The sequence below is a fragment of the Lysobacter sp. ISL-50 genome (assembly GCF_018612875.1).
GTDB lineage: Bacteria > Pseudomonadota > Gammaproteobacteria > Xanthomonadales > Xanthomonadaceae > Lysobacter.
On record NZ_JAGGRI010000017.1, the window covers coordinates 16,843 to 43,515 of the forward strand.

The following is a 26,673-nucleotide window of genomic DNA, read 5'->3' on the forward strand; positions in this document are numbered from 1 at the left end:
CACTCGGATCAGTACGCACGCCCGGCTCTTGAAGCCTGGCGTGCTTTTTTATACCTATGACTTTGCGAACCGGCGTCGCCAGCGACTACTATGACTTCCTCAATCAAATTGAAAACGCCTTGTGCGGTGAGGGGCATGCCTGGGGCCTGCTCTACTCGGGCACCGGTAACGGCACGCTGACGGGCATTGATGGTGTAACTGGTGGCTATCGCGGCGGCATCGCTTCCATCGCAGAAGCCTTCACGATCACGGCGCTGGATGCGAGTCGATTTCAGGTGGTCGGCGCGGCGGCCGGCGATCTTGGCGTCGCCACGGTCGGCCAACCCTTCGAACACGCACGGTTGCGTTTTCGGATCAACGCCGGCACCGCTGCGTTCGTCGCGGACGATCGCTTTACCTTGAACACGACATCCGCCTGGATGATGGTACGCCGTTTCGGCGTGCGCAATCCGACGTTCCGCACCGGCAACTTCATCAATCTGGCGGCGCTCTTCGACAATAACGTCGAGTCCTGGGGGTCGCGCGCGGTCTCGGACCTGCCGGCCGTTGCCGGGGTCGAGATGATCGGGCCGGGGTCGGTCCGTGCCGTGACGTTAGGCATCGGCGACAGCGGCGCGCACGGCCCGGCCGCGTTCGAACTGCAACGCTCCGACAACGGCGCCGCCTGGACGCCAGTGCAAGCGTGGACCGGCGTGACCTGGGCGACCGCGCGGGCGCGACGCACCTTCCCGGTGAGCGCCTCGCCGCCAGCGGCCCGGTTCTGGCGGGTGGTGGTCACCGCGACGGCCGGCGCCGGGCCGCTGGAGGTCAATGATCTGTCGTTCCACACCGATCTCAACGCCGACTACGAGTTGGAGGACCGCGCGCAGTGGATCGTCAAGGCGCCGGGACTGGACGGCACGAAGTCGATCTTCCTCGGCGCAGAGCTGTACGAAGACCCCGCGCGCGCCGTTTACAACCTCAATTGGTACGGCTTCCGCAATCACAATCCGTTGCTCGGGGTACGCTCGCAGGTCAACAACAGCGGCCTGCGCAATCTCCCGCTGCGCAACGGCCCATTCGCCTACTGGCTCGCGATCAACGGGCAGCGCGTGGTGATCGTGGCGCGGATCGGCACGGTCTATGTCAGCGCCTACCTGGGCTATGCCAATGCCTACGAGCCGCCGTCCATCCACGAGTATCCGCTGGTGATTGGTGCCTGCGGCTCGACCGAGGGTGGAACGCCGGATGCGACCGATGCCAACTTCCGCAGCTTCTTCGATCCGGGGCGTTACGGATTAATGGCGAACTACCCCGACAATGTTTGGCGGCCGCACAGCAATCGCTACGCATCCAGCGCCAACGACTACGGCGATACCGAAACCAGCGGCAAGGTGTATCCGAGTGCAATGTCGGCTTCGGGCGACCGTTCTTATCTGCGCGACAACCTCGATCAGTCTTCGCCCTTGCTTCCGTTGATCCTGGGGAATACGAATCCACGCCACCCGTGGGGTGAGTTCGACGGCTGCGCCTGGACCACGGGATTCTCGACGGCCTCAGAGTCGCGCATCGAACGCGATGGCGCGACCTGGTTGGCCTTCCAGAACACCTTCCGCATCTCGGCGGACAACTACTTCGCCTTGAGGATGGACTGATGGCCTACGCCACGTCGGCGGCGAACGACCCCAACGAGCTCCTCGATAAGCTGCGGCTGTTTGCGCAAGGCGCTGGCTGGACGATCGATGGCCTGCGCGATCGCAGCGCGGGCGGTGGCAAGGCCGTGAGCCTGCACGCCGGCACGCTACACGCGACCTTCCTGTCGCAGCTGACCGGAGGCGATGGCAACAATCCCTCGCCGCTGCTGGGTGCGTTCGGCCATACCGGCTATGCCGCCAATGCCAATGCGGATGTACAGAACGAAGCCAGCGCGGCGAGTTGGACGAACTATGTGCAAGGTCCGTACAGCGCGGTCTACTTCTTCGGCCGCACCGCACCGCAACCCTATCTGCACATTGTTCTGGAAACGCAAGCCGGCACGTTCAAGCATTTCGGTACGGGGCGCCTGGTCACCGCCGGCGTGGTCAACACCGGCCAGTATGTCTATGGCAGTTCGTGGTACTACGCCGCCAATTACATCAACAGCGCGGACTCACCGTACCACAGCGTCGCGTTCGATGACGCGTACTACAACTACACCACGCCATCGACGCGCATTCGCGCCGACTACGAGGGCATCGCGCCGCGCTGGCATGCGACCAACGGTGATTCGAACGATCCGCGGCGAATGACCTGCGGCTGGCGCTCCAAAGCCAGCCCGATCAACCTGCTCAAGGACGTCGGCCATAGCGCCTTGACCGGCCGCGCGCCGGGACAGCCGTTGTGGTATGCGGTCCCCCGCGGCGCCGGCCTGTGGTCCGACGTCGGTCATCCCCCCGACCTGCGCTTCATCCGCTTGGACAGCTACGCGCCCGGCGAGGAACTGTCGCTGGGCGGCGATCGCTGGAAGGTGTTCCCGGTCCATCGCAAGAACGGCCCGACCGGCACCCCGAACAGCGGCGTCTACGGCTACGCCTATCGCATCACCGAGTAATCCCAACACCTCATGCTCTGGCCTGCCCTTTGGCCGCTGACCTTCAGCGGTCAGGGCGACTATTTCCAATCGCCGCCGGCCTGGGACGGAACAAGATCGGCCGCGCTCGGAAGCGAGCCCAGCTTCGGCAGGTCTTCGTTCGATGTGCCGAACCATGTGATCGACCGTCGTGCGGGTGCACCGCAGCCGATGTTCGGCGACGACTTCTTCGACCGCATCCACGTCGAGCCGCAAGTGCTGAACCTGGGCAACGTCAGCAGCGTCCAGCAACGCGCCGTGCGCGTTTGGAATGCGTACCGCGCCCGCGCGCTGACCCTGACCGATGCCGCATTGAGCGGCGGCGAAGGGATCGTGCTGATCGCGCCCGGTGTGCCGCCACTGCCGTTCGCGCCGATGTCCGAACGGACGTGGCAGGTCGCGGTCGGCACGGACGGTCCACCGGTCATCGCGGCGACGCTTGCGTTCCGATTCGACGGTTTCATCGAGATGCCGGTGGTCATCACCGGCCAGCGCATCGTGGCCTGGGCGTTCGTGCCGGATTGGTCGCGCGGGGTGCTGGAACGGCTGGCATGGAAGACCGACATTCTGACCAGCCCACTCGCCGCCGAGCAACGGCGGGGTTTGCGGTCGGCGCCGCGTCGTTCGTTCGAAGCCACGATGATCGTGGACGGGCGCGAGCGCGTCCTGCTCGATTTGGCCGTGTTCGGCTGGGGCGGTCGCACCTGGGCCTTGCCGATCTGGCCCGATGGGCAGTGGCTGGCGCAAGACCATGCGCTGGGCGTGCGGGTCATCGCTTGCGATCCGCTGCACCGCGACTTCCGCGTTGGCGGCCTGGTGCAATTGCGTGGGTGCACGGCGTTTGAGGTCGAGGTCGCCGAGGTCGAAGCGATCGGTGCGGCGTCGATCACGCTGCGTCGTCCGACCACGCGCGCCTGGTCGCGCGGCAGCCGGCTGTATCCGGTGCGTACGGCGCGTTTGGCCGAGCCACCGCGGGTCACCCGACTGACCGATCAGGCCGCGTCGGTCAGCGCCCGTTTCGATGTGGTCGAAGCCTGCGATTGGCCGACGATAGGCAACCCGACGATGTATCGCGGCCATCCGGTGCTGGAGCAGAGCCCCGACGAGTCCGAAAGGCTCAACGAAGGCTGGCAGCGCGCGCTGCTGAGCTTGGACAACGAATTCGGGCGACCGTGGGTGCTGGACCCGGTGGACTGGGCGGCGACGACCCAGGCGCACCGTTGGCGCATGCACGGCCGAACCGAGCGTGCGACGGTGCGGTCCTGGCTGTACACCTTGCGTGGCCGACAGCGCGCCGTGTGGCGGCCCACGCACGCCGACGACCTGACCTTGCTGACGACCGTCGCCGGCACCGCCACGGCGCTCGATGTAATCAATGTGGGCTTGGCCCGGTTTGCTGGCTTGCGTCCAGGCCGTCGCGATGTACGGATCGAACTGCGCGGCGGTGTCGCCTTGCATCGCCGGATCACCGCGGCGGTGGCCTTGAACGACGACATCGAGCGGGTAACGCTCGATGCCGCGCTGGGCCTGGACGTTCGCCCGGGCGATATCCGTCGCATCAGCTTCTTGGTGCTGAGCCGCGGCGACAGCGACGAAACCGAAATCGAACACCACACCGACGGCGATGGCAGCGCCGACGCCGCCATCGTCCTGCGCGCCGTGCGCGATCCCGATATTGACGACGACATTCCCGCGCCGACATGAGTTTCGAACAACTGGAACGATCGACTGCTGCGGGCAATCCGCAGCGGCTGTACGAGTTCGTGCGCGGCGCCCAGCGCTACCGCTACACCGGCGGCGACCGCGACCGGATACTCGACACCCAAACGTATCGTGCCGTGGCGGCGTCGGACGATGGCATTCGCCAATCGGGCAGCGTCGCCAGCGACCTGCTGACCATCGTCGTGCCGGGCGATCTCGATCTAGTCCGCTTGTACCGCGGCCTGCCGCCGTCGACCGAGATCGGCGTGGTCATTCGTGACCTGCATGACGGCGATGACGACGTCAAGGTCGCGTGGATGGGACGCATCGCAGGGATCAATCGCACCGCGCCCGAACGAGCCGAGATCCGGTGTCAGACGCTGGATACCGTGCTCTCGCAGCCCGGCTTGCGCTTGGCCTGGACGCGCGGCTGCCCGCACACGCTGTACGACCGCAATTGTCAGGCGAACCCGGAAGCGCATCGCGTGCCGGTCTCGCTGACGACGGTCGCCGGGGTGATGGTCACCGCGGGCGAGTTCGGCCACTACGCGGACGGTTGGTTTGCGGGCGGCTTCCTGGCGTGGGATTTGGGCGAAGCCGGCATGGAGCGGCGTGGCATCCGCGCGCACAAAGGTGAGCAACTGATCTTGCTGGGCGCGGGTGATGGCCTACGCGTCGGGCAGGCGGTCGTGGCCTATCCCGGCTGCGCTCGAACCATCGCCATCTGCAATTCCAAATTCAAGAACGCCCCGAACTACGGGGGCGTACCGGGACTGCCCGGCAAATCGCCGTTCGACGGCACCCCCATATTCTGATATCCGGACACCCGCATGCACATTTGGGTCCAGCTCGCGATCATGGTCGTGAGCTATTTCTTATCGAAGGCCGCACAGCCGAAACCGCCGCAGCCCAAGCCCGCCGCGTTCGGCGATTTCCAGTTCCCGCAAAGCACCGAAGGCACGCCGCAAGCGGTGGTGTTCGGCGATGTGTGGACCGGCGACTGGATGGTGCTGGGGGTCGGGCAGTACCGCACGGTGCCGATCAAGCAAAAGGGCGGCAAGAAGTGATCGTGACCTTGGACCACCTGCGGCGTGCGCCGGGGTTTAGCGTGCGCGACGGATTCTGCGCGCAAGGCGGCCGGGAATGGTTTGCCTACTACGGCCTGAGCTGGAGCGACTTCGTCCGCGACGGGATCGAGGCCGAGGTGCTTCAAGCCACCGGCGACGCATTGGCGCTGCGTGTCATCGCCTTCGCGCGCGAGGAGGCGGCGCGTGGGCAGCAGTAAGAAGCAGACGGTTGGGCACCGCTATCTGTTCGGTCTGCACATGGGCTTATCGCGCGGTCCGCTTGACGAGATCGTGGAGATTAAGATCGGTGATCGCGAAGCCTGGAAGGGCTCGATCACCAAGACCGGCCGCATCTTCATCAACAAGCCCGACCTGTTTGGTGGCGACAAGGGCGAGGGTGGGATCAAGGGCACTCTCGATGTGCTGATGGGCGAACTGACGCAGGCGGTGTTGCCGGCGCTGTCGGCCCTGCACGGTCTCCTCGTCCCGGCCTTCCGCGGCGTAACCACCCAATACTTCGACGGTCAGATCACGGCGAACAATCCGTATCCGAAGCCGTGGAAGATGCGCGTGCGCCGCGCGCTGGCCGGATGGGACGGCGCACCGTGGTATCCCGAGAAGGCGGTGATCTGGCTCGGCAACGGCGCCGTTCGGGCCATGAACCCGGCGCACATCCTGGTCGAGTGTCTGACCAACCGCGATTGGGGTCGTGGCTTGGATCGCGGCCTGCTGGACGATGCCAGCTATCGTCGCGCCGCCGATGCGCTGTCGGCCGAGGGCTTCGGCCATTGCCTGCGCTGGAACCGACAGTCCTCGATCGCTGAGTTCATGCAGGTGGTCATCGACCACATCGGCGCGGCGCAGTATGTCGATCGTTCGACCGGTCGGCTGACCTTGAAACTGATCCGCGACGACTACCGGGTCGAGGATCTGCCGCTGTTCGATTACAGCAGCGGCTTGCTTGCGATCGAGGAGGACGAAGTGGCCGCGCCCGATGGCGCAGTCAATCAGGTCATCGTGACGTGGTACGACCCGACCACCAACGAAGAGCGACAGGCGCGAGTGCAAGACCTGGCCGGTATCCAGGCGACCGGTGGCGTCGCGTCCACCACGGTCGAGTACAAGGGCCTGCCCACCGCCGATCTGGCGGCTCGCGTCGGTATGCGCGATCTGACGATCGCCTGCTCCGGGTTGAAGCGACTCAAGCTGAAATTTGATCGGCGCGGCGGCGTGCTGGCGCCGGGTGGCGTGTTCCGTATCCGCGATCCGCTGCGCGGCATCGAGAATCTGGTGCTGCGCGTCGGCACGTTTGATGACGGCAAGCTGGCCGAGGGCACGATCACAGTCGCCGCGGTGCAGGATGTGTTCGGACTACCGGCAACGGTCTATCTGGAACCGCAACCGCCGGTCTGGACGCCGCCGGATCGTACTCCGCAGCCGCCGGCGAATCGGCGGTTGTTCGAAGCGAGCTACCGCGATTTGGCGACCACGTTGAACGCTTCGGCGTTGGCCGCCCTGCCCATAGACACGGGCGCCGTGGCCAGCATCGCGGAGCAACCGACCGGCCTGGCGCTGAACTATGTGCTGACCACGCGGGTCGGCAGCGGCGAGTACATCGAGGCCGGCGTGGGCGATTGGTGTCCGACTGCGGTGCTGGTCGAAGCAATGACGGCGACAACGATTGCGTTGCAGCTATCGGCCGGTCGGGGACTGGATCAGGTCAATGCGGGCACGGCCGCACTGGTGGAGGATGAGATCGCTCGGGTGGTGGCGATCGATCCGCAGGCGCAGACCGCGACGCTCGCGCGCGGCTGCGCGGACACCGTGCCGGTGCCGCACGCGGCCGGCGCTCGGATCTGGTTCTTTGATGACTACGCCGCCGCCGATCCGACCGACTACAGCATGGGTGAGACCGTGCAGGCCAAGCTGCTGACGCGCACATCGAGCGCGCTGCTGGACCCGGCGCTCGCGCCCGTGGACGCGATCAAGCTGGCGCAGCGGCAAGCGCGGCCGTATCCGCCGGGTGATCTGAAGCTCAATGGGCAGCGCTACCCGGCATCTATCGACGGCGACCTGGCCGTGGCGTGGGCGCACCGCGATCGACGCTTGCAAGCCGACCAACTGGTCGATCATGGGCAAGGATCGATCGGCCCCGAGGCCGGCACGGCGTATGTGCTGCGGCTGCTGGACGAAATCGCCGGCAGCGTGCTGGAAACCCCCGCCGCGACTGCGGGCACCAGCCACACCGCCGCGTTGAAGGGCGCCTACCGGCTGCGGGCTGAGGTCGGTTCGACCCGCGAGGGCCTGACGAGCTGGCAGAAGGCAACGCACACCTTCGACTTCAAGAACGGACTGCTGCGCACCGAGACCAGCGACGAGTTGGTCTCGGAGGCGGGCGACTACCTACTTATCGAGTAACCATGGCGAATCTGAAACTCTCGCAGCTGCCGGCGGCGACTGCGCTGACCGGCGATGAAATTATTCCGCTGGTTCAAGGCGGGCAGACCCGCCGCACCACGGCGGCGGCCGTCGCGGATCTGCGCAAGGGAGCATGGTCGGTACCGGCGCTCAATGCACCATGGTCAAATTACGGCGAACCTTTCTCGACGGTTGCGTACCGAAAAGACGCTAACCGAGTGCAGTTGCGTGGCTTAGCCAAAGGCGGCTCCGCAGCAAATGTGCTTTTCAATCTGCCCGCTGGATTTCGCCCGAGCGCGCAGCTGCTCTATTGCGTCGTCAGCGACTCGGCCGCGCCAACACGTGTTGATGTCAAGTCGAACGGTGATGTTCTGCTGTCCACCCCTCAGACTGGAGTCATGGCATGGCTGTCGCTCGATGGTGTTGGCTTCTACGTCGAATAGAACCGCGAGGTCCACCGTTACCATGCATTGCAAAAAAAGGAGCCTCGAATCCGAGGCTCCTTGAGTTATGTATTTTGTCGCGATCAAACAATTCTTCAACGACCCGCAATTACTTCACCGGTACTGGCGCCTCAAATCGGAAAGGCTCCGATACCAGCCAGCAGCCTCTCGGCTCTCTGACCTTCATGCGATAGGTCCCGGTAGTGTCATCTCGACTGACAGCTACGAACTCCAACGAGTCTCCCGGAGGGACCGACAAGCGGTTGTTCGGAGGAGTAGGTTCCTCCAGAACAGTTACGTCAGAAACCCACGAACCATCTCCATCTTGTTTCTCAAGGAGTGTGTCATGGAAATATAGGGCCACAGGTGTGCCCTTGTAGCCCGCGAAGGTCAACGGTGAGCCAGTTCCATTCTTTAGATTGTAATGGCCCGTATTTACAGTCCACTTTCCGCTCTTATGAGAAGTGCTCCCCGTGTAGCGGAGTGTGGCGGCAGATTTGGATTCGTTCCTCTCATTGCATTGTTCACTCGCAATTGCGGGAATTGAAGCGCTGAGAATAAGTGCAAGTGAAATCTTGAAAATCTTCATCCCCGACTCCCTAGAGTTCATATGTACGGTGGCTGCCATTCGGTCCATCATATCTCGCCGCGGATTCGGCTACTACCTTTCTGGCCCCTTTGTCCATTAGATTGAGCAGTTCCGCAGAGCTTTTAGCTTTGCATTCAGCCTCGGAAGGAAATGCGGAACTCTGCAACGTCTTTTCGAGCTCTGTGGCGCTATTCTTGGCTGTCTCTGCCCACGCTCTAACGTCTCGCACATGCTGGAATTCATCTTGGATTGTTTCACGCTTGCTTTTAACTGATGAATAGCTTTTTCGTAGGTGAATGATCAGGTTAAATTCGACAGTTAGTTCTTTCAAGCGGTACTGCCCGTCTTCACAGTAGCAATTAGCACCCAGGGTCCAATCCATAGCTGTCCGCGCACCCGTCCAGGGCATGAACGGGTCAATCGGAGCGGTAGGCCAAGTCTGCATGGGAGCGCCTGGCACTACGTCTTTCAGGTAGACAAGTGGAAGGTCGGTCCATTGGAGTAGACCCGTAGGATCCGACCAAAGGAGCGGTGAACTACTGACATAAGTGTATGTGTTCATCCCTCCCTCTAGGCCGATCGGATCACTTTGAAGATATCGGCCAGTCGATGGATCATAGTCCCGCTGCACGTTGTAGTGAGTGCCGCTCACCGAGTCGAATTGTTGCCCCGGAAAGCGCAGATCAAACACAAACGCTTGGCCATCCTGGTCCGGGTCCTGGTTTGGCAAAGAGCCGCCGAACACATCACCCGCAAGATCCCATTTCCAGACGGCCTTCTGCCGGACAGGATCAAGAACTACGCGTGGAGTGCCCAAATGGTCAGCCTGCACGTAAAGCAACTTGCCACCAGCCACGACGCCGATCGGCGTGTCGCCGAGCCAAATGATTTCCTGTGTCGGAGTGCCCGCGGAATCGTAGCGCCCAATAACGTTTCCGGATGTGTCGTAGGTGGTGTAATCAATGACCGCGCCAGTCTGCCGCTGTACGCGCTCGCCCGTACCGTTGTATCGATAGGTCGCCATCGTCGTGCCGTTGACTTTGACTCCACTCATACGTCCAGTAGCGTTATAGGTCCACTCAAGCGCGGAGCCGCCTTTGCTGGTGGTGTTTCCGGACGCGTCATAAGTACGGGCGACTGCTCCCCATTGCATTAGACGACCTGTGCCAGATGCATAAGTCGCTGTGATGCTCGTGGCACCGTCGGTCACTTCGACGGATCGGTCACCGGTATATGGGGTGTACGTGTAGGTCTTCAGAGGGGCGTCATTCGCTCCATTCTTGACAGCGGTCAGCTGATTGATCGTGTCGTACTCATATTTGCGAATCGGTGGACTCGACAGATCTGCGCTCCGGAGTGTTACCAGATTGCCAACCTCGTTGAATTCGAAACCCAACGACAACCCGTCCGTGGACGTGTCCTGGATGGAAATAGGTTGGTAGTTAAGATTGAAGGTGCGCTTAAGTATTCGCCCATTGCCAAACGTCAGCTGAGCCGCAGGACCAAACGGGTAGTAGGCGATGCCGGTAAGCAGGTTTTCGGTAGGCTGCCCTGCTCGAGTCACTGCGACACTGCCGACATCGCCATTGCTGGTTGCGCCGTAAGCGACCCGCATGCCGCTGGGATAGGTCATGGCGAGAAGGCGCCCTGCCTTTGAATATTCGTAACGTGAAACAAACGCCTTGCCGTTGGTGATCTGTACCTTCCGGCTAATGCGTCCGTAGCGGTCATGGCAGTATTCGGTGCTACCGCTAGAGTCCACGGTGCGGGCCAGTTTCCCTATGGCAAAACGTTCATCAGAGGCGCAGTTCAAAGGCGCAGCATCATACGAATGAGTCACGTTCATCGTGGCATCCGCAGGGTAGCTCGATGTCAGTTTTCGTCCCAGAGCATCATAGGTGAAGTTGCTGACGCGGCCAGCTGCGTCCGTACTCGACAGGAGATTGCCGGCACTATCGTAGGCACTGGTCGTCGTTCCGGTGGCTGGATTGGTCAGTGACAGTAGATCGCCAAAGCTATTGTGGTTGTAATCGACTGTCTGCGAGCCCAAGTCTCCGGTGACCATATCCAATTGGCCGTTGGCATCATAGTAATAGAACGATCTGTTTATAGGCGGCTTGTTAACGCTTAGCAGCGTGTTACTAGGGCGATTAAGCTCGTCAGTAGACTGAACAGATTGGGTGCCCAAAGCATCGGTGGTGTAGTTGGGCTTGCCGTTCTTCCAGTGGCTTGTCGTCGTAGCTCGATCATAGGCGTCCTTCGCGGTCACTACCCAGCCCAACTGGTTGCGTAAGGTGGTTAAGGCACGCGTGAGGTTGCCGGCTTTGTCTTGAACCTCTGTCTTGTTCGTACGCCCCTCGTTATCCAGGGTGTAATGGACGCGATCACCGCTAGCGTTGTAGACGTCGGTTACTCGTCCTGCGGCATCTCGTTCAAAACGTATCAAGACACCATCCGGATCGGTCGTCTTCTTCAATCGGCCGGCGAGATCGTACTCCAAGGTGGTGATGGAGTCGTCGCTCTCGACCGCGGGATTGTCACCCCGGACGATCTGGCGCGACACGCGCCCACGAGAATCGAATTCCACCTCGACAACAACGCCACTAGCGTCCTTGATTGCCGTCGAGCGACCAGAGCGGTCGTAACGCAGGTACTCGATCACCTGGCCAAGCGGATTTGTCACTTTCCAGACATCCCCCTTTCGATGGCCGCATGACCCATTGGCTACCGCGCAGCCTGCATCGTCCTGTGCGTAGAAACTAAAGAGCGTTACATCGCTCAGGTCGGTACGTGGACCGTCAACACGGATCAGTTGTCCCACGATCGGGCACCGAGCCGCTTGCACGTCTGCGGACTCGCAATAGGAAGAAGTGGTCGTTCGAACCTCACCTGACACAGGTTCGACCTGCGTAGCCGTCAGCTGCTGGCCGCGAGAGTTATAAGTCCACTGACGCTTGGCTTGCAGCGTATCGTTCAGATCATAGACGCGCTCTTCAATGGGCTCGTTAAAGACGGGATGCCAATCAGTTTGAGTTTTTCGCGCAATCCTTGAGTTCGGTGCGTCAATCCGCTGAACGACCTGCCCCTTTGCGTTGTAATCATAATCCGTGCTACCAGTGAAATCATTGGCCCGATCAGGAAAGCCATTAGCGTCATAGGTGAATTCGGCGATCGCACTGCAAGCATTCGCAGTGCATGCCCGTTCCTTGATCGTGACGAGCCTTCGGCCGTTGATCGTGGTGAACGTATATTTCATGCGCAGACCGTTGGCGTAGGTAACCTCGGCCCTGTCGCCCTCACCCGATTCAATGACGTAGCGTTCGGCCCCGCCCGCATGCTCAGTAGACGTTGGATCTCCAGAATTGTTGTAACCGAACGTGGCCTTAATCGCCCCGGTTTCATCGACTATTTTTGTCAATAGAACGAACGCATAAGAAGCCGTGTCGGTGTAGTAACCGTAGCTGCGTTTGTAACCCGAAGTCGCGACCACTTTATCCAGCCTGCGTTCCTTGAAACTTGGCAACGTAGGAAGCATTGGTGTCCCATACGTGTACTCATAACGCACGCCGTCGGGGTCCGTCATGGAGCTAACGAAACCGTCGCTGTTATGAGCGATAGTGATCGAGCGACCCTGCGGGTCAGCAATTTTGCTAAGAAGGCCGGCCGTGTAGCTCAGCGTTATATTGTATCCGTCCAGGTAGTCCAAGGCCACGAGACGCCCCTGAGCGTCATAGGTTTCCGTGGAGCCATTCGCAGAGTTAACGAGTTCCCATAGCAAGGGCGCGCCGGATTCCAGAATAGGTCGCAAAATCATCTGCACTTCAGAGGTAGCAGCCCATAGTCCTCCCGTCTTTCGGAACGTGATCTGCATTCCGTCATCACGATGAACAGTTACGAGATCAACGCCGGTCGGTGAGCTACGAAACTGGAGGCTTCGGCTGTAGCTGTAGCGCCAGTTCTCGCCGATGTCGATGGTTTTTACTTCCGGCGCACTGTTGTAAAAGCGATGAAATGCCAGCCCACGCCCGCCGGCACCTGCGTAATCGATTTCATCTTGAAACTTATTACTTGAATTAATGACGACTGGGTTGCCCACTGGGACGTTGCTGCAATCATTGCACCCCAGGTTCTTTCCTACGTCTTCGTCATCGTCTTTAAGAGGGAAGAATTTATTGGTAGTGCCGGCCCAATACGTGTATTGCGGGACAGGCTCGCCCTGATCATTTGTAAGCGGTGGGAGGCTGTAGTGATTTCCGATTTCAAGAAGGAGGCTGGTCTTCTCTGGCACTACAACTACGCTTGTTCTTTTGCAGTCGGAATAAATCTCAATCTTTTGATCGAAGCCATCAGGATAAATGGGCTCCGCGGCAGCTGCCGCCAAATTGTTAGCTCGCAGATCTTTGCATAGCCTCAGGGCGTCGCGAGGTGTGAATAAGTAGCCTGCGCCGTACCATAGTAGAGGCCCGGGGGGATGAAAGGCCTGCCCAGGCAGCTGTGGAAACTCCGCTCGCGCCGGGGTGGGGTGTGCATACACAAGAATGGCTGCTAAAGCAGCAGCCAAGGGGGAGAATTGCTGAGCTACCTTCATGTTCTGTCCTTTGAATATGATGGGCATTCCTGCCTATTTATTTCATCGCAAGAATGATCGATACACCTTGGAGCTACCAGGATTTCGTGGACTACGCTTGCATACGCAAGATATTGACGCGGGCGCACGCCGTGCTTTGGAAAGGTAGATGCGTCATCGGCCCAAAGGCGCAGCGCTCGAACGCAGGCACTAGGCTTGCTTTCTTGGCGTGCCGGCCTTGTGACTTGTGTTTTACCAACGAAGGTTTCCATGCGAGGAGTGGGCTCAGGCACTGCAAGCTGCAGTACCTCGACTGTCCCGCCAAAAGAAAATCTTCCACTGTTCGTCCCTGTTGATCAGCCGTTGCGGCTGAATCCGAATACCCAGGCACTCATTGCCCGAGCCGATTGTGATTATCGTCCTAGCCATAGTGCAACAGACCGAGATCACTCCATGAGATTGAATCGCTGAATTTGATGAACGTCTTGTGGCCCGCCGGCCCCCATTGGTCGGCGGGTTCCTGCCTCCACCGCCGTTAGCGTTCAACCGGCCGGGGGCGGGCGCGGTGAGCAACGTTCTTTCCTCGCTTCGCACGGCACGGGATCTCCGCTTGCCGAGGGTCATCCAGAAGCTCTGAGCGAAGAATCAGTACGTCGCGAGGGGCAGTGAGTCCGAAGCGAACATCGCCGTTGCGCACTCGGAACACGCGAACTTCGATGTCGTTGCTGATGTTGATCGCTTGGCACGGCCGGAGGGAAAGAACCAACATCCGCGATCAGCCCGGCCACACGCATGGGAAGTACATGCCGTACTGATCACAGGCCTCACGCAGTTCCCAACTCGGTTGTGGATCTTGGAGCAGCGCCTCCAGATCCGATGGCGTCATGAAGCGCCTGATGCATTCGCGACGCCCGTGGACTCCGACGACCCAAACCTCCGTCGTAACCGAATGATCGAGGTGGTGGCGACGCGCACGCGCGGTTGCCGCGCCGATGCACGCGTCGCGCCCCGCAAACGGAACGTGGTCGTCTTGGCCGTTGATCGAAACGCGCCAGTTCAGCGAACCTCGGCAGACCGCATCGAAATGGACCACATTGGTACTTACCATCCCTCGTACTCCTCGAGGACACCAATCTTTCGGACAAATCCTTCGCCCACCCACTGCGGGTGGTAACTTCGCCTCGACATCTGATCCGGATGCAGAAACAGTCCGCGGGCTTGTCGCTCGTCGGCGAGAGCGTGCGCTGGGAACACCGCCCAAAAGGTCGGGTCCATGATTTCGTGACTGGGAAGCGTCAGCCAGGCGTGCAGGTTAATGCGCGAGCCCGGCGCAATCCCGGTGCGCAGCATCTGTTCCAGCCCCTCGATGGGGGTGTGGCAGAGCCGATATCCATCCAAGCACACGTAGCCCAAGGTGTAGGCCACGCGGACACGCAGCTGCGCCTCCAACAATCCGCGCACCATAGCGATCAATCCGAAGCGCTGAGCAGCGATAACGTCTTCACGCAGGCCGCCCAGCCCGTAGTCCAGTAGGCGCTGGGTTGATGCGATGGTTTCGCCGGAAGCATATCGGAAGGAAATTGGCTCAAAGCGCGGCGGCTGTAGCCCCCACTCAATACTGCGTGCGTAAGCAGCCATGAGCTTGCACTCATAGCTGGCCGCCGCTTGGGCAGCGGGAGCGTCGTACCTAAAAAAACGGCGTAGCCAATTCGGCAGCTTCCAATGCATATACGCCGGGTTCGGAAGTTGGGACACAAAGCGCTCCTGGCCGCCCCTTGCGAGGCGGTGCGGCTGAGGTCAGGTTGAAGGAAAAGTGACTTAGACGGTGCGAGCCGATTGGGCTCGGGTCTGCTCTTGGCTTTGCTGATCCTGCGTCAGCGACTGCTGCTGATTGACCGCAGCCAACTGCTGGAATGACTTCTCGACCGGGATCTGGGCCGCGATCTCGGTGTTGACCTGGGCGCGCTTGTGCGCAGGGTCAGCCAGTTCGCCCTGCACGGCGAAAAGGTCCGTACCGGCCGGTGTGCTGCGGCCTGGCACGACATGGTTAACCTGCTCCAGCCCTGCTTGCCGCGAGTTCACCAGCAGCGCCGCTGTGGTGCGCTCGGCGGTCTCGTTGAGCGGAAGCCCCTGTTCGGCGAACGCGCGTCCGATACCAGCGTGGAGGGTGCTATGCATCGAGTGATTCGGATGGTCTGGATTGCGGGGGTCGCTGGCAATGACTCGCTCCGCATTCGTGTCGAGAGAACTAGCGTCGCCATACTGCCGAGGAATAGTTCTGCCATTGGCGACATCCTCTTGGAATGCTCGCGATATGCGGCTCATATCGTGCCGCTCGCTAACATCGGCGCCTAATGCAGCTCCCTTCGCCAGATACTCCACCCATTTCGAGCTTGGGCCGATCACCTTTCCAAGTGTTTGGTCGAGCAACGGGGTTTCTGCGATCGCTCCACCGATCAGGCCGACCGCCCATTGGCCGTGTTCAAGCACGCCCTGGCGGCCGGCTAAACTGGAGATGGATAGCTTAGGCCCGATGTGGTCGCCAGTGCGCTCGTTCACCACGCTATTGTTAACGGTGTAGTTCAGCAGGCTAGTGTGCTGCACGGTTCCGTGATCATAGTCTGGAGCGCCAGCAGGGGTTACCCCGTTCTTCTTGCACCATTTCTGATATTCTTCGGATTCGATGATGTTCTTTGCGCCTGGCGCATCGAAGGTACGCCCGCCCCAGCCGAACGTATGCGCGACAATCTGTGCGTGCGCGCCGCCGAGCGAATGACCAGTGACTTCGATCTTATGATCGGCGCCGTACTTCCGTTGCATGTCTAAGGCGTAGTTCAACGCAGCTTCGATCTGCGGGTCCCAGTCTTTCGCGCCTCGGCCAAAGCGGCTGGCCACGTGATCTACTCCTGCACGTTGTACATCACCCATTTGCTTCTGGGTGTGCTCTGTCTTCGGCCCGGATACACCGAGCGCGCCGAGGAGATCACCATCGGCTGCTAGCTTGACGTTAGGACCATACCAGTCCTGAGCTTCATCGCTACCGCGAAAGGCAAGCACTATCCGTCGCTCTTCATCGCCTTGCTTTTCGAAGGCCGCGACAGTCAACCCGTTTTTGCGGTTATCTTCAAAATTATCCCGTTGAGTGGACTCCACTTCGCCCAATAGAGACCAGCGCTCCGGGAATCGATAGGACTGACTCTTGCCGTCGCGCGCGGCAACTAAGTCGGCATGATCACCGTATGCAGCATCGGATAGCATCGCGTAGGCGGCGTCTTCCTTGAGGTCCAGCATAGCGCCGGGGAAGACCGGGGTGTCGTTCTTACTCATACACTGATTCCTTGTGCGGATAAATCGGGCTACTCGGTGGGGTCGGGCTCTTTATCTAAGTCGTAGAAATCAATCTGTATGAGCTTCTGACCAGGCTTGACTCGGTGGCTTACCTTGTAATTGGCCTTAGTCAACGCTGGACAATCGAAGCTGGGCTGGGCATTGCTTGCGTAAGACGCAACCTTGCAAGGAATGACCACAGGGGTGTTTAAGGAATTCTCCTCGATAGGGCATTTACGATGATCGCCAGACCTAGGGTTGACGTCGCAGCCCGATGAGTCTGATTCGTCGTGGTAGAAGTAGTAGGTATGGATCACTTGTTCCACGACCTCAGCCTCCTCGTCCGGGCCGCCGATCTTCTCCACCACGGCATTGACCCGCACCAGAGTCCAGTTGCAGGCGCCCGGAAGGTACTTGTCCACGACCAGCGCGGCACTGTAGCGGCTGTTCTTACGTGCCAGTTCGATAGGTTCGCTGTGGTAGTTCGGGCCTTGGCCCCACTTCGCGCCGGGGTGGCTGAAGCAAGTCATATCCTTCGTATCTGTCACATACAAAGCGACGAGTTCAATCTGCAACGAATCGGGCACGCGTCCCCCAAGTTGGACGATGTGCTTAGGCTTTTTGTTCAAATTGCGTGCAACATCCTTAGCGTCGCTCTGCTGAGAAATATCCGCAGGCGAAGCGCAGCCTGCTAATGACGGCGCCAGCGCAAGTGTCGCAGCGGCAAGGTATGGGTTCACTCGATTCTTCACGTCATTGTCCGGTCGATGAGCTGATACGGCTCGCAGAGGATTACATCCAAACTTCAAATTTGCGGCTCTCGGGTTCACGTTCGACGCAGGCGACCATCTGCCCCGTAGTGTTCGCGTACTTTGCTATGAAGAAACATCCAGCGAACGCGCTGATGGCGGATATCCACAGAGCCGGGACCGAGCATGCTAGCCCCGCTGCTGGGACCGCTGTCATGGCCAAGCTTTGTCCCGCCCAGCTCAGTACCAACCCGAAGAGGACGCGGCGATGAAGGCCGGTATCTGCGTATGGCTGGCTCGCCTTCATGGCCCGTCGAGAGTCCAGATAGGCACCGCCGTGACTTCCAGTGGCAATCGAGTTGAGCAGAATGGAGCCGACAGAGAGAGCCACTGAAACGTAGAGCAACAGCTCGGCTGTGAACTGATCTGCCAGAAGTAGAGTCGCCAAAGAACACGCTAGCGCACCAGTCGCGAGGCGGGACCACATTGCTGCGCGTTTTGTCGATCTCATGACCAACGACAGAGGAGGGTGGGACTTTAAAACTATGTCGATGAGCGGGTTCATGATCGCGACCTCTGCCCTATCGAGCGGGAATGGGAAGGCTGCAGCCGCTGTAGTAGATCCAGCATTCGCCGGAGTCAGAAGCCAGACACTTCCTCATGCTAAGTTCCTTGGCCTCCTCCTCACTAGCAGCTCCCTGGGAGTACGACACCTTGGCGGACGTGGCGACTGCCGCGCACTGGTTCCGAAACGTAAATTCAGCCGTGCAGGGCGCTCCACCTCGCCGCCGGCATTCGTCGACGGCTTGCTTGCGAGCCAATCGCTCGCTTTTTTGATCAGTGGCGATTCCGAACTTCCCTTTGTCATCGGTGGCGACCGCCCCCCACCGGCTCTCCCATTGCGGCCGACTAGTAGATTTTCCGCCCTGAATTGGCCCGCAGGATGACAGCGAGGTCCCGCTGTACGGGATTTGCCCCGGAGGGCAACCGCCCTCTGCGACGGCGAGGGACGGCGCGAAGATAATGGCTAGGAGGAGGAGTAAGCCGGTGCTTTTCATAATCAGTCCTTTCGTACTTCATGCGCTGACTTGATTCTATTTTCATGGTTAGGCGTTGCTTGGTCTACGGCCCTGTTCCCATGATTGTAGGTATTCGTTGGCCCGCCTTCTGCACCGCCTCTTTGCACGACAGTGGTGTCGACATTACGTGGTGCGGCGCCGTGGGACCCGGGCGGTTGGCCCTGTGGTCCTGGTTGACCTTGACTGCCGAACGCTGAGAAGTGCATGAAGTTTCCGACCTGTCCTTGAAAAAAGTGTGCGGCGACGGGGGGCACGGAAATGATAAGCATCGTAAGTATCAGGCCCATGCCGCCCTGCTCCATGGCTTGACCCGAAATGCCTCCAGCGCTCGCACCTGAGATGTTGGTCAACTTTATGAGCCACGTGGCCGCCGAGACCCTTACCATCAGGTCAAGAATCAGGCCTGAAATGAAGCTCAGTATCCCCATCGTAAAAAGTGCGCCCAGGCCGTACTGAAGCCAGCGGTGGAACATGGCCTTGGTCGCATCGAACGCCAAGGCGAAGATGAACAACGGTCCGAAGCCCACCCACATTGCGACAACGACCTTCATTAGAAGAAGCATGACACCCGCCGCAATGGCCGGGCCGGCCGTTCCCAGCCCTGCGAGGAGCTTCGCTGTGCGCTTTTCCTCAAGCAGCTCCGGGTTTCCATCGAGTACCTGAACTCCATCGATCGCCGTCATGGCAATCTGCAAGTAGGCCAAGTTCTGGTCGATGGCATCGGCTGTGGTTTGGCCCTTGTTCCCAGTGACGAGTTCATGGACGGCCTCGTCCATGTCGTGTGTCAGGAACGTGTGCAGCTTGATACCTCCAACTCCCATTGATGTCGCGATACCGACGCATAGTGCGATCTTTAAGCCATCGACCACCAGCTTCATGAGCGGGTCGCGCAGCTGTCCGGTCAGGATTCGATAGCCCTGGACGAGTACCCATAACGTCACGACAGAGATGCCGACGCCGGCAACGAACTTCATCATGCGCCCCATAAGCGCCAAGCCAAAGTCGCCGATCCGCGAGGTCAGGTACGTGTTGATGAGGCGGAAGCCCATGTAGTCCCCAATCCCCGTACCGACTGAAGGGGAAAGCCAATCCAGGAGATTGGGTACGCTACTTAACAGATCCATTGCATGGTCACTCGGTAGAGGAGAGGTCAGTTGCCAAACACGGAGTTCAGCGTGCTGCTTGGGACGAATCCGCCGCCGCCATTCTTCTTTCCTTGCAGCGCACGCTTCGCCAATCGGGCATGGTCCGCTTTCAAGGCCGCGATGTAGTCGTCATAGGCCTTCATACGAGCTTGCCAGTAGTCGAGATCGAGCTGGTTGCGCGCGACGAAGCGATAAGCTTCATTATCGTTGGCGGCCAAAGCGCCCTGGTTGCCGCTGACACCGTCGCGTTGCTGCTCTATTTGCTCGAACTCCCTGCTGCGCTGAAGCAACTTCTTGAGCATGGTCGCCGAATCGTTGTACCTGCGGTTCTCGGCGAAGACCATTCGCTGACAGATGGCAAGCTGTTCGTTCACAACGTTTCCGTCGAGTTGCGGTGCCATTTGCTTGAATACTCCGATCAACTGATCCTTGATGCCATTGCCCGGCCCTGTGCAGGTGTCGTCCATGCCGTAGTCGAGCGGCCGGAGCGCGAAGCTATCTTCTTTCTGCGCTTGCCCGAAGTTGAGGCGTTGCAGTTTGATCAACTGCTGTTGGTAGTGTTCGGCCGTGGACTTCCACCGTTCCGCGTTCTTTCCGTACTCGACGGCGCTCTTGCTGACCTGCTCCATGTTCGCCATGAAGTTGGTCGGGTCCTTGGTGATCATCTGGGCGCTGGCGGTGTTGCCCCAAAGGCCGCCCACCAACACGATCGAGATTGCAGCCCCCCTGACGGAGCCTTGATCCACTCTGCTGCGATGCTTCATACAGACTCCTTGTCGTATCGAATGTGCTGCATATAGATCACGAGGACTTTTTGCGACGGGGCGGAACTATTGGGCCACGGAACTCGACCGCCCTCGCGAGCGTTCCGCGTTCCCGCCGCGGTCTCGATCGAGGAATAAGCGGCTCATTCGACGGCTACTCTTTCTTGTCAGAACCCGCCAGCCTGCGGCGCAGCCATCCTCGGGTAGATGTGCCGTAGCGAACATCCCTGAAGTAGTGGCATTTCACGATTCGGCCTTCGCGTCTGACGCAAAGCTCCCAACCTGAACCGTCAAATGATCGATACGGACGATGATGAATGCCGCAATCACAGACGAGCACTTGCTGCCGAAATTCAATCCTTGAAATCTGCATGACGCCCTCCATGGCTGTCGTAAATACCTCGCTATCACGAGACTGACAAGCATTTCCTATCGATCATTGAGTTTCTGTAGGAAAAGTCTGATTTTTCTGTGGACATCTGTCTACACGGTGTGGAAATGAGATCGGGAGTACCCGTTTGATGCGCAGAAATGTAACTCGCCTGAGTAACCAGGCGTCGTCGCGCTTGAGCCTCAATTGTTTCAAATTCGATTCGTTTGTAGACATACGTCTACAACGTTGTAGACGCTTGTCCACGAGCGCAGGTGAGTAGCGCTGAGCGAAAAATGTTTTGTATTGATAACTCTAAATGTGACGGGCTTAGTCGCACCCCCAAAAGGAGTATCTGCCAGGAGGCCTCCATTGATTCGTGTGTTCTTGGTTGACGACCATCTCTTCGTCCGTCACTCCCTACAGCTGATCCTCGAAGCTGAGTCGGACATCGTGGTGATCGGCGAGGCTGCCCTTGGTCGCGAAGCAGTTGCCGTCATCCCCCAACAAGAAGTTGATGTTGTTGTTTGCGACTACGACCTGCCCGACATTGACGGGCTTCAGGTGACTCACTCGCTTCTGCGAGCCAACAAAGGCCTGAAAATCCTCATCTTTTCTGCTATCGACCACGGACTGATCCCGAGGCATCTGATTGGCGCTGGTGCGCTGGGCTACGTGACAAAAGGCGGCGCAGATGGCGCGAAATTTGTGCGTGCTATTCGCGAGGTTGCTGCAGGTCGGCGGTACTGGGACGAGGTCATTGGTGTCACTTCCCTGCCAGGAAAGACACCATTTGACCGGTTGCCCATGCGAGAACTTCAGGTGGCAAATCTAACGATCAGACGACTGTCGATAACTGCAGTCGCTGAGATAACTGGATTGACCGAATCGTCAGTACGCACTTATCGCCAGCGGTTGTTCAAGAAGCTTGGAGTTCGAAGCGATGTGGATCTCCTCTATCTGGCTAGGGAGCATGGCCTGATTCCGCCCGACTAGGTGCCTGATGTACGAGCGACCAAATACGGCCCCTCGGAACCGTCGCATGATCATTTTGTCGGCGCAAGCCGAGTTAATGCCGGCAGCTTTTAGCCCTGCGGTGTTTAGCCAACATTTGTATGCGCCGAATTGTTATGCACCGGCACTATTTATCCAGCGGCGCCAAGCGCTGTGCCGTTTTACCTTTAGTAAATGACGACCCCTCCTCCCTTCACTCCAGTACGCAAAAGGCCACGCCCAACGCCCTCGAAAGGTGGCGGTCGCCGCGTGCAATTGCCGCTGCTGGTGTTAATCGGGGAACGGATTCAAGCGATTCGCTTAGATAGGGGCCTCAGCCAGGACGACTTGGCCGTCGGCATACCAGCAGATCGATCCCATCTGGCGCTCATTGAAAGCGGCAGGACAGCTGCAACAGTCATGACTCTATACAAGCTGGCCTTCGCCCTTGATTGCGAGGTAAGCAATCTGCTCCCCGGCCGGGAGGAGGTTCGCCGCAAGCTGGGCCTCGGAACTGACGTCGAATGAGCCGCTGGCAGGGGCAAGGCGTTGCGACCGGACAACGGTGGCTCTATGGTTAGTTGGTTAGGCCAAGGAGCGGTGCATCATGAAATGGATTTGTGCGGTGACTATCGGCTTGCTCATGACCACAGGCTGTTCAAGCCTAGTTGCCACGGCCCCCTCTCCCGGTTACGCGTCGCTGGAGTTCGCCGACGTCCGAGACGGCAAGGACTCCATGTCCGGAACGTTCCAGTCGGTTGGTGGACTCGAAATTCCGACCACCTCCTCGACCATTTACGTGAAGGCCGGCTGGCGCAGGATCGGGTACACCTGCCCAGACCACCTAACCGTGGACGGGCCGCCCACGACGACGGCCGTCTTTGAGGCCGGCGCCTCGTATCAGTTGAAGTGCATTGCTTCGGAGGCAGTCATCGAGCGGGTCCGCGGTCAATAGCCGATCGCGCCCCTCAACGCCCAGCCTCGGCGCCGGCCTTGCGCGGTTGGGCGCACGTTGGCGACGGGCGGTACGCTCCGGGGCGCGGCCAGCACGTTCCCAGACGCGGCGACGCAGGGCCAACCAACATGAGCTGGTTTAGACCGGTTTTCGTCGCGCGATGCCCACCAGTCTGGGGGCACTTCGCGGACCCGCGCAGTGATCGAATTGCAACCGGCATCACGGGCGTTACGCGGCTCAATCAACGGTGTCATGTTCGGCGAAAGATGAAAATCCGCATCACGGGATGGGGGCGCCGGAAGCTGAAGCGGAGTGGCTTCCGACTCCAGAGGCTTCATTCCCGGTTCCAGCGTAGGGGTGTGTAAAGCAGGGGCCTCGCAGGAAGTAACCATGCCGCCGTTCCGGCGCGGCGGTCCGATTCCATCAAGGAGGCCATCATGTTCAACACTTCGAAACTATTTCTCTTGGCGCTGGCACTGATTCCTGTTTCTCCGGCTTCGGCTCAGGCAGATGCTGCCTTGCCCGGCAACGTCTATTTCGCCAGGGAGGAAAAGTCTCTGACGATTCCGATCACCTACGGGTGGACGACGCCGCCTCAGCGCAAGGTGATCTACAGTCTGGGACCGCTGAACTATTACTACTCGACGCAGACGCGCTCTTTGGTCGAAGAAGTGCGCATGCAAGTCGGCCTGACGAAGCGATGCGCGGGTACGGTGCGCCTGGGTTACTACGTCGTGCGTGCGTTCAGTCCGACCAGCACGGAAGGCACGTTCGTCACCCGCTATGCCGTGGTGGATCTTCCGCATCGGCCGAGAGACGTTTCCGACTACCCTCTGGAGCCGGATGAGGCGATCAACCATTCGATCCAGCAGCAGGGGCTGCATCCGCTGGGCATCGGCGGCTCGACCCTCACTAAGGTCTACTACAACGTGGTCATGTTCGCGAATACCTACGACGATAGCTGCCTCGGACAGACGCTGCAGGTGAAAGGCAACGACTCGCACGACTATCATGGCGAGTTGTCGCTGCATATCTTGTACGGGAACAATCTGCGCTGATGTGGTTGGACGGACACGGGCCTCGAATTGTTTCGAGGCTCGTGTCTTTGGGTGTTGCCGGGCGATCTGCTGGTGAAGACAAATTCCCCCGGCCTCTTGTGCGCCTAGCTAGGGGCTACCAATGCCGAACGAAGTTGAACGGAGCTACGGGTGCCCCCGCATCCGCGAACGGCCGCCCCACGTCCTTGCCTGGCGGCCTGGGCAGACCGAGGTGCGATCCGAGGTACCGCTCGCGGCCGACACGCGTCCAGGCGCGGCGACACCGGCCAACCGGCAGGAGCCGGTTTAGGCCGGTTTAAACCGGTTTAAACCCGTCACGAGAGTTGGACCCCGCGTGCTCCAGGCGCGCCAAACTTCCCGTTCCAACTTTTTCTACGCCTCGTCGCAACGACGAAATAGGCCTTATTTCCGAGGCTTTTGGCGTTTTCCATTGGTCGGCGGGTTATCCACAGAGGGGCTGTTTGGCGATTTTTTCGCCTCTCCGGGTCTTTTTCTCCAAGCCTTTGGTCGGCCGACCATTGGGCGCCCTTATAAAACAGCTACTTACAAGGGGCGGTTTTTTTGGCGTTTTGACCCCAAAGCGACATCAAACCGCTTGATCCGGCCATTGATACATGCTGATGTGCCGTGGTCTTACCCTAGTCCGCTCGCCACGCGTTGCGAAATCGCCTTATCTATTAGCATGCGAACCGGTCGCGCTGCCGGCTCAACTGAAACAGCTTGTCGAACCCGTGCTCGGAAAACAGCTCAGCTGTCTCTGCCAACAGCACAATAACTTCCTTGTCGCTATCCGGACGCTTCCGATATCGCATCGATCGCGATGCGCCGATCACTGCACGGGCCCACTTGAGCCGGAGGGCCAGACAGCGCGAGATTATGGAGTTCGACGGCGAACGCGTCGAAGGCATCGGCGGCTTCATCCACCAGTTGCAAGATGCGAGACCTTTCTTCGTCCTGAAGTTCGATTGCGGACATCCACCTATGATCCATGCCAATAGCATGGCCGTGCTCCCGATCGAGGTGCGTATCCCCGCAAAACTGCAGCAATACGCCTTCGCGTCTTGTCAGCTCACGCGCGATCGGGGCGAGGTGACTGAACATCACGTTGCCCGTCTCTTCCATGATCTCGATGAGCGCCAGGCGCTGCAGCGCATTGCTCCCTTGTATAAGAGAAGCTAAACGATAACTAAGGAGGCGCGCTGCCGCTGTATTATCGCTCCAGAGCTCTCGCACTATGGCGCTTTTTGAGGCCACTGGGTCTAGATCCAGCAGATGGAGGTCTTGCAGGTACCATGGCCAATGTGTCGCATCTTCTTCGGCATGAACATTGATGGCTGCTTCTAACTCATCTTGCGGAACGGGATAACGAAGCAAATAGCGATTTATGTCGCCAAAACTCATAATGAAATGCGCCATTGCCGGAATGAAAGACAGCCGTCTACGTGGCTCTAATTCCTTGCTTCGCAGCCAATGAAAGAGCGGGAGTGACGCGAATTTCTGCTTGCGAAGCATGATTCTCTGCATCACGATCCTCATAACTTTCCCCGTTGGTTTTTTGTTGCGCGGAAGAACGGCTCGTCCAACCCGGTCTAAGGCAAAACAATCACCGTCTCTACCGGCCCGCTGACACTGGAAACGCCGGTGGTGAGGCACTCTACCGCTGCGTCTAGCGCTGCCAAGGTGTGGGTCTTCTCGACCATGCCGCCGACGAAGCAGCCCGCGGTGATCGTGCCGGCGTCGACCGCAATGACTACGCCCCGGTACGGTTCACCAATTGCGTTTGATAGGAAAACAGACTGGTGCTGCCGTCCGCCCACTTCAGCGTCTGTGTTCCCGAAGAATTCTGTAGTGCCGCGCAGTTCAACGTACCCACACCCGCCAGGGTTGCCGTCACCGAAGCGGTACCTGCCTGCAAAGGAAGACTGATGCATGGCCAAGAAACTTCGCTCGAGGCAATCTGTACCTGCTGATCGACCAGCAATAGCCCCGGGTTATAGGTCACTTGGGCCGTGCCCACAGCACAGGTGATGAGGCCCGCCGCATGGGCATGTCCGCCACTGATGGACAGCGCAACCATCGCAATCATGGAACTCACACGAAATGCATACATGAGACACCTCCTTATAACGAACTGCGACAGGCCTCGATCAGCGGATCGGCGATACCGCAATTCAACGGCATCCTGTAAGTCCTGACAGTGGCCATGGAGGGCGTACGCGGTCACGTTGCTGATCGGATATCCGGAGGCAATGAAGATCGTTTCGCCACATTGCATAAGGCGCGTATGGGGTCGTTTACATTTGTATCGAGCTGGAGAACAAAAAATCCGCTATGGCCCACTGCCATGCGGCAGCTTGAACTCTTCCTGCATCGGCACGGGCTGTTAGCCACTTCGCCTCCTGCATGAAGCGATTCTCCTTGCGGCACGTCACATCATGTCGCGTCTGATCCATTGGCGCTTCATGGCTGCAATCATTGTGCGCAGATCGACTGCTCGACACCCACCAATTTTCACCTATGAACGACAATCACATTCCTATTCGACACGCGTCGCGACCCAGGTCCTGGCGCTGCACGACGCGGCCGGCGGCGTCTAACGTGCAGGCGGAAAACACCGATTTGGCCAGGTCGATGCCGATGGTTACATTGCGCATGAGAGACTTCCCCTCAGATATGCCGATGGTGAAAACCATCATGGCCCTTGAGGCCGAGCGGTGGTCCGCAAGGGCGGGAAGTCTCCTTTTTACTCATCCAAGCCCAAGCCGCTTCGCGGCTCTGCGGAGACCGCCCCGCCGTTCTTGCTTTACGCGCATTTCCATACACGACGCCCTATGGCCGTATCTGAAAACCGCTGCTGCTGG

At 59.5% G+C, this 26,673-nt stretch carries 22 protein-coding genes and 1 pseudogene; 13 read left to right on the forward strand and 10 right to left on the reverse strand.

What is annotated here, in order from left to right; genetic code table 11:
* Nucleotides 1-56 precede the first annotated feature (56 nt).
* The 8 genes from J7J50_RS10225 to J7J50_RS10260 are packed head-to-tail and all read left to right on the forward strand — an operon-like array spanning nucleotide 57 to nucleotide 8,216.
* Nucleotides 57-1,634, forward strand: coding sequence for a hypothetical protein (locus J7J50_RS10225; RefSeq protein ID WP_215055783.1), 1,578 nt, complete (start codon nucleotides 57-59; stop codon nucleotides 1,632-1,634).
* Complete coding sequence (locus J7J50_RS10230) at nucleotides 1,634-2,569, forward strand: hypothetical protein (RefSeq protein ID WP_215055784.1); 936 nt, start codon at nucleotides 1,634-1,636, stop codon at nucleotides 2,567-2,569. Before J7J50_RS10225 ends, J7J50_RS10230 begins: the two co-directional genes overlap by 1 nt.
* A 12-nt stretch (nucleotides 2,570-2,581) precedes the next feature.
* On the forward strand, nucleotides 2,582-4,291 hold the full coding sequence (locus J7J50_RS10235; RefSeq protein ID WP_215055785.1) for a hypothetical protein: 1,710 nt from the start codon (nucleotides 2,582-2,584) through the stop codon (nucleotides 4,289-4,291).
* Nucleotides 4,288-5,103, forward strand: a complete 816-nt coding sequence (locus J7J50_RS10240; RefSeq protein ID WP_215055786.1) for a phage BR0599 family protein — start codon at nucleotides 4,288-4,290, stop codon at nucleotides 5,101-5,103. The genes J7J50_RS10235 and J7J50_RS10240 overlap by 4 nt, the downstream gene beginning before the upstream one ends.
* Before the next feature lie 15 nt (nucleotides 5,104-5,118).
* Nucleotides 5,119-5,355 carry a hypothetical protein gene (locus tag J7J50_RS10245; RefSeq protein WP_251044406.1) on the forward strand — a complete coding sequence of 79 codons (237 nt, stop codon included), beginning with the start codon at nucleotides 5,119-5,121 and terminating at the stop codon, nucleotides 5,353-5,355.
* A 2-nt stretch (nucleotides 5,356-5,357) separates the two neighbouring features.
* Nucleotides 5,358-5,573 carry a hypothetical protein gene (locus J7J50_RS10250; RefSeq protein WP_343222476.1) on the forward strand — a complete coding sequence of 72 codons (216 nt, stop codon included), beginning with the start codon at nucleotides 5,358-5,360 and terminating at the stop codon, nucleotides 5,571-5,573.
* A complete protein-coding gene (locus J7J50_RS10255) occupies nucleotides 5,560-7,773 on the forward strand; it encodes a phage tail protein (RefSeq protein ID WP_215097491.1) in 2,214 nt (737 codons plus the stop codon). The genes J7J50_RS10250 and J7J50_RS10255 overlap by 14 nt, the downstream gene beginning before the upstream one ends.
* Nucleotides 7,774-7,775: 2 nt before the next feature.
* Nucleotides 7,776-8,216 carry a hypothetical protein gene (locus tag J7J50_RS10260; RefSeq protein WP_215055789.1) on the forward strand — a complete coding sequence of 147 codons (441 nt, stop codon included), beginning with the start codon at nucleotides 7,776-7,778 and terminating at the stop codon, nucleotides 8,214-8,216.
* 599 nt (nucleotides 8,217-8,815) lie between these two features.
* Here the strand turns inward: J7J50_RS10260 and J7J50_RS10265 are convergent.
* The 7 genes from J7J50_RS10265 to J7J50_RS10305 all read right to left on the reverse strand — a co-directional run bounded on the left by J7J50_RS10265 (nucleotide 8,816) and on the right by J7J50_RS10305 (nucleotide 20,436).
* Nucleotides 8,816-13,393, reverse strand: coding sequence for an RHS repeat-associated core domain-containing protein (locus J7J50_RS10265; protein ID WP_215055790.1), 4,578 nt, complete (start codon nucleotides 13,391-13,393; stop codon nucleotides 8,816-8,818).
* A 754-nt stretch (nucleotides 13,394-14,147) separates the two neighbouring features.
* Nucleotides 14,148-14,480 carry a hypothetical protein gene (locus J7J50_RS10275; protein WP_215055792.1) on the reverse strand — a complete coding sequence of 111 codons (333 nt, stop codon included), beginning with the start codon at nucleotides 14,478-14,480 and terminating at the stop codon, nucleotides 14,148-14,150.
* Nucleotides 14,474-15,127, reverse strand: a complete 654-nt coding sequence (locus J7J50_RS10280) for a hypothetical protein (protein WP_215055793.1) — start codon at nucleotides 15,125-15,127, stop codon at nucleotides 14,474-14,476. The genes J7J50_RS10275 and J7J50_RS10280 overlap by 7 nt, the downstream gene beginning before the upstream one ends.
* Nucleotides 15,128-15,190: 63 nt before the next feature.
* Complete coding sequence (locus J7J50_RS10285) at nucleotides 15,191-16,699, reverse strand: XVIPCD domain-containing protein (RefSeq protein ID WP_215055794.1); 1,509 nt, start codon at nucleotides 16,697-16,699, stop codon at nucleotides 15,191-15,193.
* Nucleotides 16,700-16,728: 29 nt separating this feature from the next.
* Nucleotides 16,729-17,451, reverse strand: coding sequence for a hypothetical protein (locus tag J7J50_RS10290; RefSeq protein ID WP_215055795.1), 723 nt, complete (start codon nucleotides 17,449-17,451; stop codon nucleotides 16,729-16,731).
* A gap of 1,057 nt (nucleotides 17,452-18,508) precedes the next feature.
* Nucleotides 18,509-19,651, reverse strand: a complete 1,143-nt coding sequence (locus tag J7J50_RS10300) for a type IV secretion system protein (RefSeq protein WP_215055797.1) — start codon at nucleotides 19,649-19,651, stop codon at nucleotides 18,509-18,511.
* Between the two features lie 26 nt (nucleotides 19,652-19,677).
* Nucleotides 19,678-20,436 (reverse strand): hypothetical protein, encoded by a 759-nt coding sequence (locus tag J7J50_RS10305; protein ID WP_251044405.1) that lies wholly within the window; start codon nucleotides 20,434-20,436, stop codon nucleotides 19,678-19,680.
* A gap of 751 nt (nucleotides 20,437-21,187) precedes the next feature.
* Here J7J50_RS10305 and J7J50_RS10310 point away from each other — a divergent pair.
* From J7J50_RS10310 to J7J50_RS10330, 5 genes are all read left to right on the forward strand, one after another.
* Nucleotides 21,188-21,802: a response regulator transcription factor gene (locus tag J7J50_RS10310; RefSeq protein ID WP_343222483.1), complete on the forward strand. Its 615-nt coding sequence runs from the start codon at nucleotides 21,188-21,190 to the stop codon at nucleotides 21,800-21,802.
* A 46-nt stretch (nucleotides 21,803-21,848) separates the two neighbouring features.
* Nucleotides 21,849-21,998, forward strand: a complete 150-nt coding sequence (locus tag J7J50_RS10315) for a hypothetical protein (RefSeq protein WP_215055799.1) — start codon at nucleotides 21,849-21,851, stop codon at nucleotides 21,996-21,998.
* A gap of 71 nt (nucleotides 21,999-22,069) precedes the next feature.
* Complete coding sequence (locus J7J50_RS10320) at nucleotides 22,070-22,327, forward strand: helix-turn-helix transcriptional regulator (protein WP_215055800.1); 258 nt, start codon at nucleotides 22,070-22,072, stop codon at nucleotides 22,325-22,327.
* Nucleotides 22,328-22,406: 79 nt separating this feature from the next.
* Nucleotides 22,407-22,754: a hypothetical protein gene (locus tag J7J50_RS10325; RefSeq protein ID WP_215055801.1), complete on the forward strand. Its 348-nt coding sequence runs from the start codon at nucleotides 22,407-22,409 to the stop codon at nucleotides 22,752-22,754.
* A 437-nt stretch (nucleotides 22,755-23,191) separates the two neighbouring features.
* Entirely contained in the window at nucleotides 23,192-23,812 is a 621-nt protein-coding gene (locus J7J50_RS10330; RefSeq protein WP_215055802.1) for a hypothetical protein, read from the forward strand.
* A 786-nt stretch (nucleotides 23,813-24,598) separates the two neighbouring features.
* Here the strand turns inward: J7J50_RS10330 and J7J50_RS10335 are convergent.
* The 3 genes and pseudogenes from J7J50_RS10335 to J7J50_RS24755 form a co-directional block, all read right to left on the reverse strand.
* Nucleotides 24,599-25,348, reverse strand: a complete 750-nt coding sequence (locus tag J7J50_RS10335; protein ID WP_215055803.1) for a hypothetical protein — start codon at nucleotides 25,346-25,348, stop codon at nucleotides 24,599-24,601.
* 214 nt (nucleotides 25,349-25,562) lie between these two features.
* Nucleotides 25,563-25,922 carry a hypothetical protein gene (locus tag J7J50_RS10340; RefSeq protein ID WP_215055804.1) on the reverse strand — a complete coding sequence of 120 codons (360 nt, stop codon included), beginning with the start codon at nucleotides 25,920-25,922 and terminating at the stop codon, nucleotides 25,563-25,565.
* Between the two features lie 436 nt (nucleotides 25,923-26,358).
* Nucleotides 26,359-26,466 (reverse strand): annotated as a pseudogene (locus tag J7J50_RS24755) (IS110 family transposase); the annotation flags it as partial.
* Nucleotides 26,467-26,673: the final 207 nt, after the last annotated feature.

Excerpts from the sequence above, each read along its gene's own strand:
- J7J50_RS10225 (WP_215055783.1), top strand. The coding sequence starts at position 57 with ATGACTTTGCGAACCGGCGTCGCCAGCGACTACTATGACTTCCTCAAT.
- J7J50_RS10230 (WP_215055784.1), top strand. The coding sequence starts at position 1,634 with ATGGCCTACGCCACGTCGGCGGCGAACGACCCCAACGAGCTCCTCGAT.
- J7J50_RS10235 (WP_215055785.1), top strand. The coding sequence starts at position 2,582 with ATGCTCTGGCCTGCCCTTTGGCCGCTGACCTTCAGCGGTCAGGGCGAC.
- J7J50_RS10240 (WP_215055786.1), top strand. The coding sequence starts at position 4,288 with ATGAGTTTCGAACAACTGGAACGATCGACTGCTGCGGGCAATCCGCAG.
- J7J50_RS10245 (WP_251044406.1), top strand. The coding sequence starts at position 5,119 with ATGCACATTTGGGTCCAGCTCGCGATCATGGTCGTGAGCTATTTCTTA.
- J7J50_RS10260 (WP_215055789.1), top strand. The coding sequence starts at position 7,776 with ATGGCGAATCTGAAACTCTCGCAGCTGCCGGCGGCGACTGCGCTGACC.
- J7J50_RS10265 (WP_215055790.1), bottom strand. The coding sequence starts at position 13,393 with ATGAAGGTAGCTCAGCAATTCTCCCCCTTGGCTGCTGCTTTAGCAGCC.
- J7J50_RS10275 (WP_215055792.1), bottom strand. The coding sequence starts at position 14,480 with ATGGTAAGTACCAATGTGGTCCATTTCGATGCGGTCTGCCGAGGTTCG.
- J7J50_RS10285 (WP_215055794.1), bottom strand. The coding sequence starts at position 16,699 with ATGAGTAAGAACGACACCCCGGTCTTCCCCGGCGCTATGCTGGACCTC.
- J7J50_RS10300 (WP_215055797.1), bottom strand. The coding sequence starts at position 19,651 with ATGGATCTGTTAAGTAGCGTACCCAATCTCCTGGATTGGCTTTCCCCT.
- J7J50_RS10305 (WP_251044405.1), bottom strand. The coding sequence starts at position 20,436 with ATGAAGCATCGCAGCAGAGTGGATCAAGGCTCCGTCAGGGGGGCTGCA.
- J7J50_RS10315 (WP_215055799.1), top strand. The coding sequence starts at position 21,849 with ATGATCATTTTGTCGGCGCAAGCCGAGTTAATGCCGGCAGCTTTTAGC.
- J7J50_RS10325 (WP_215055801.1), top strand. The coding sequence starts at position 22,407 with ATGAAATGGATTTGTGCGGTGACTATCGGCTTGCTCATGACCACAGGC.
- J7J50_RS10330 (WP_215055802.1), top strand. The coding sequence starts at position 23,192 with ATGTTCAACACTTCGAAACTATTTCTCTTGGCGCTGGCACTGATTCCT.
- J7J50_RS10335 (WP_215055803.1), bottom strand. The coding sequence starts at position 25,348 with ATGAGGATCGTGATGCAGAGAATCATGCTTCGCAAGCAGAAATTCGCG.
- J7J50_RS10340 (WP_215055804.1), bottom strand. The coding sequence starts at position 25,922 with ATGTATGCATTTCGTGTGAGTTCCATGATTGCGATGGTTGCGCTGTCC.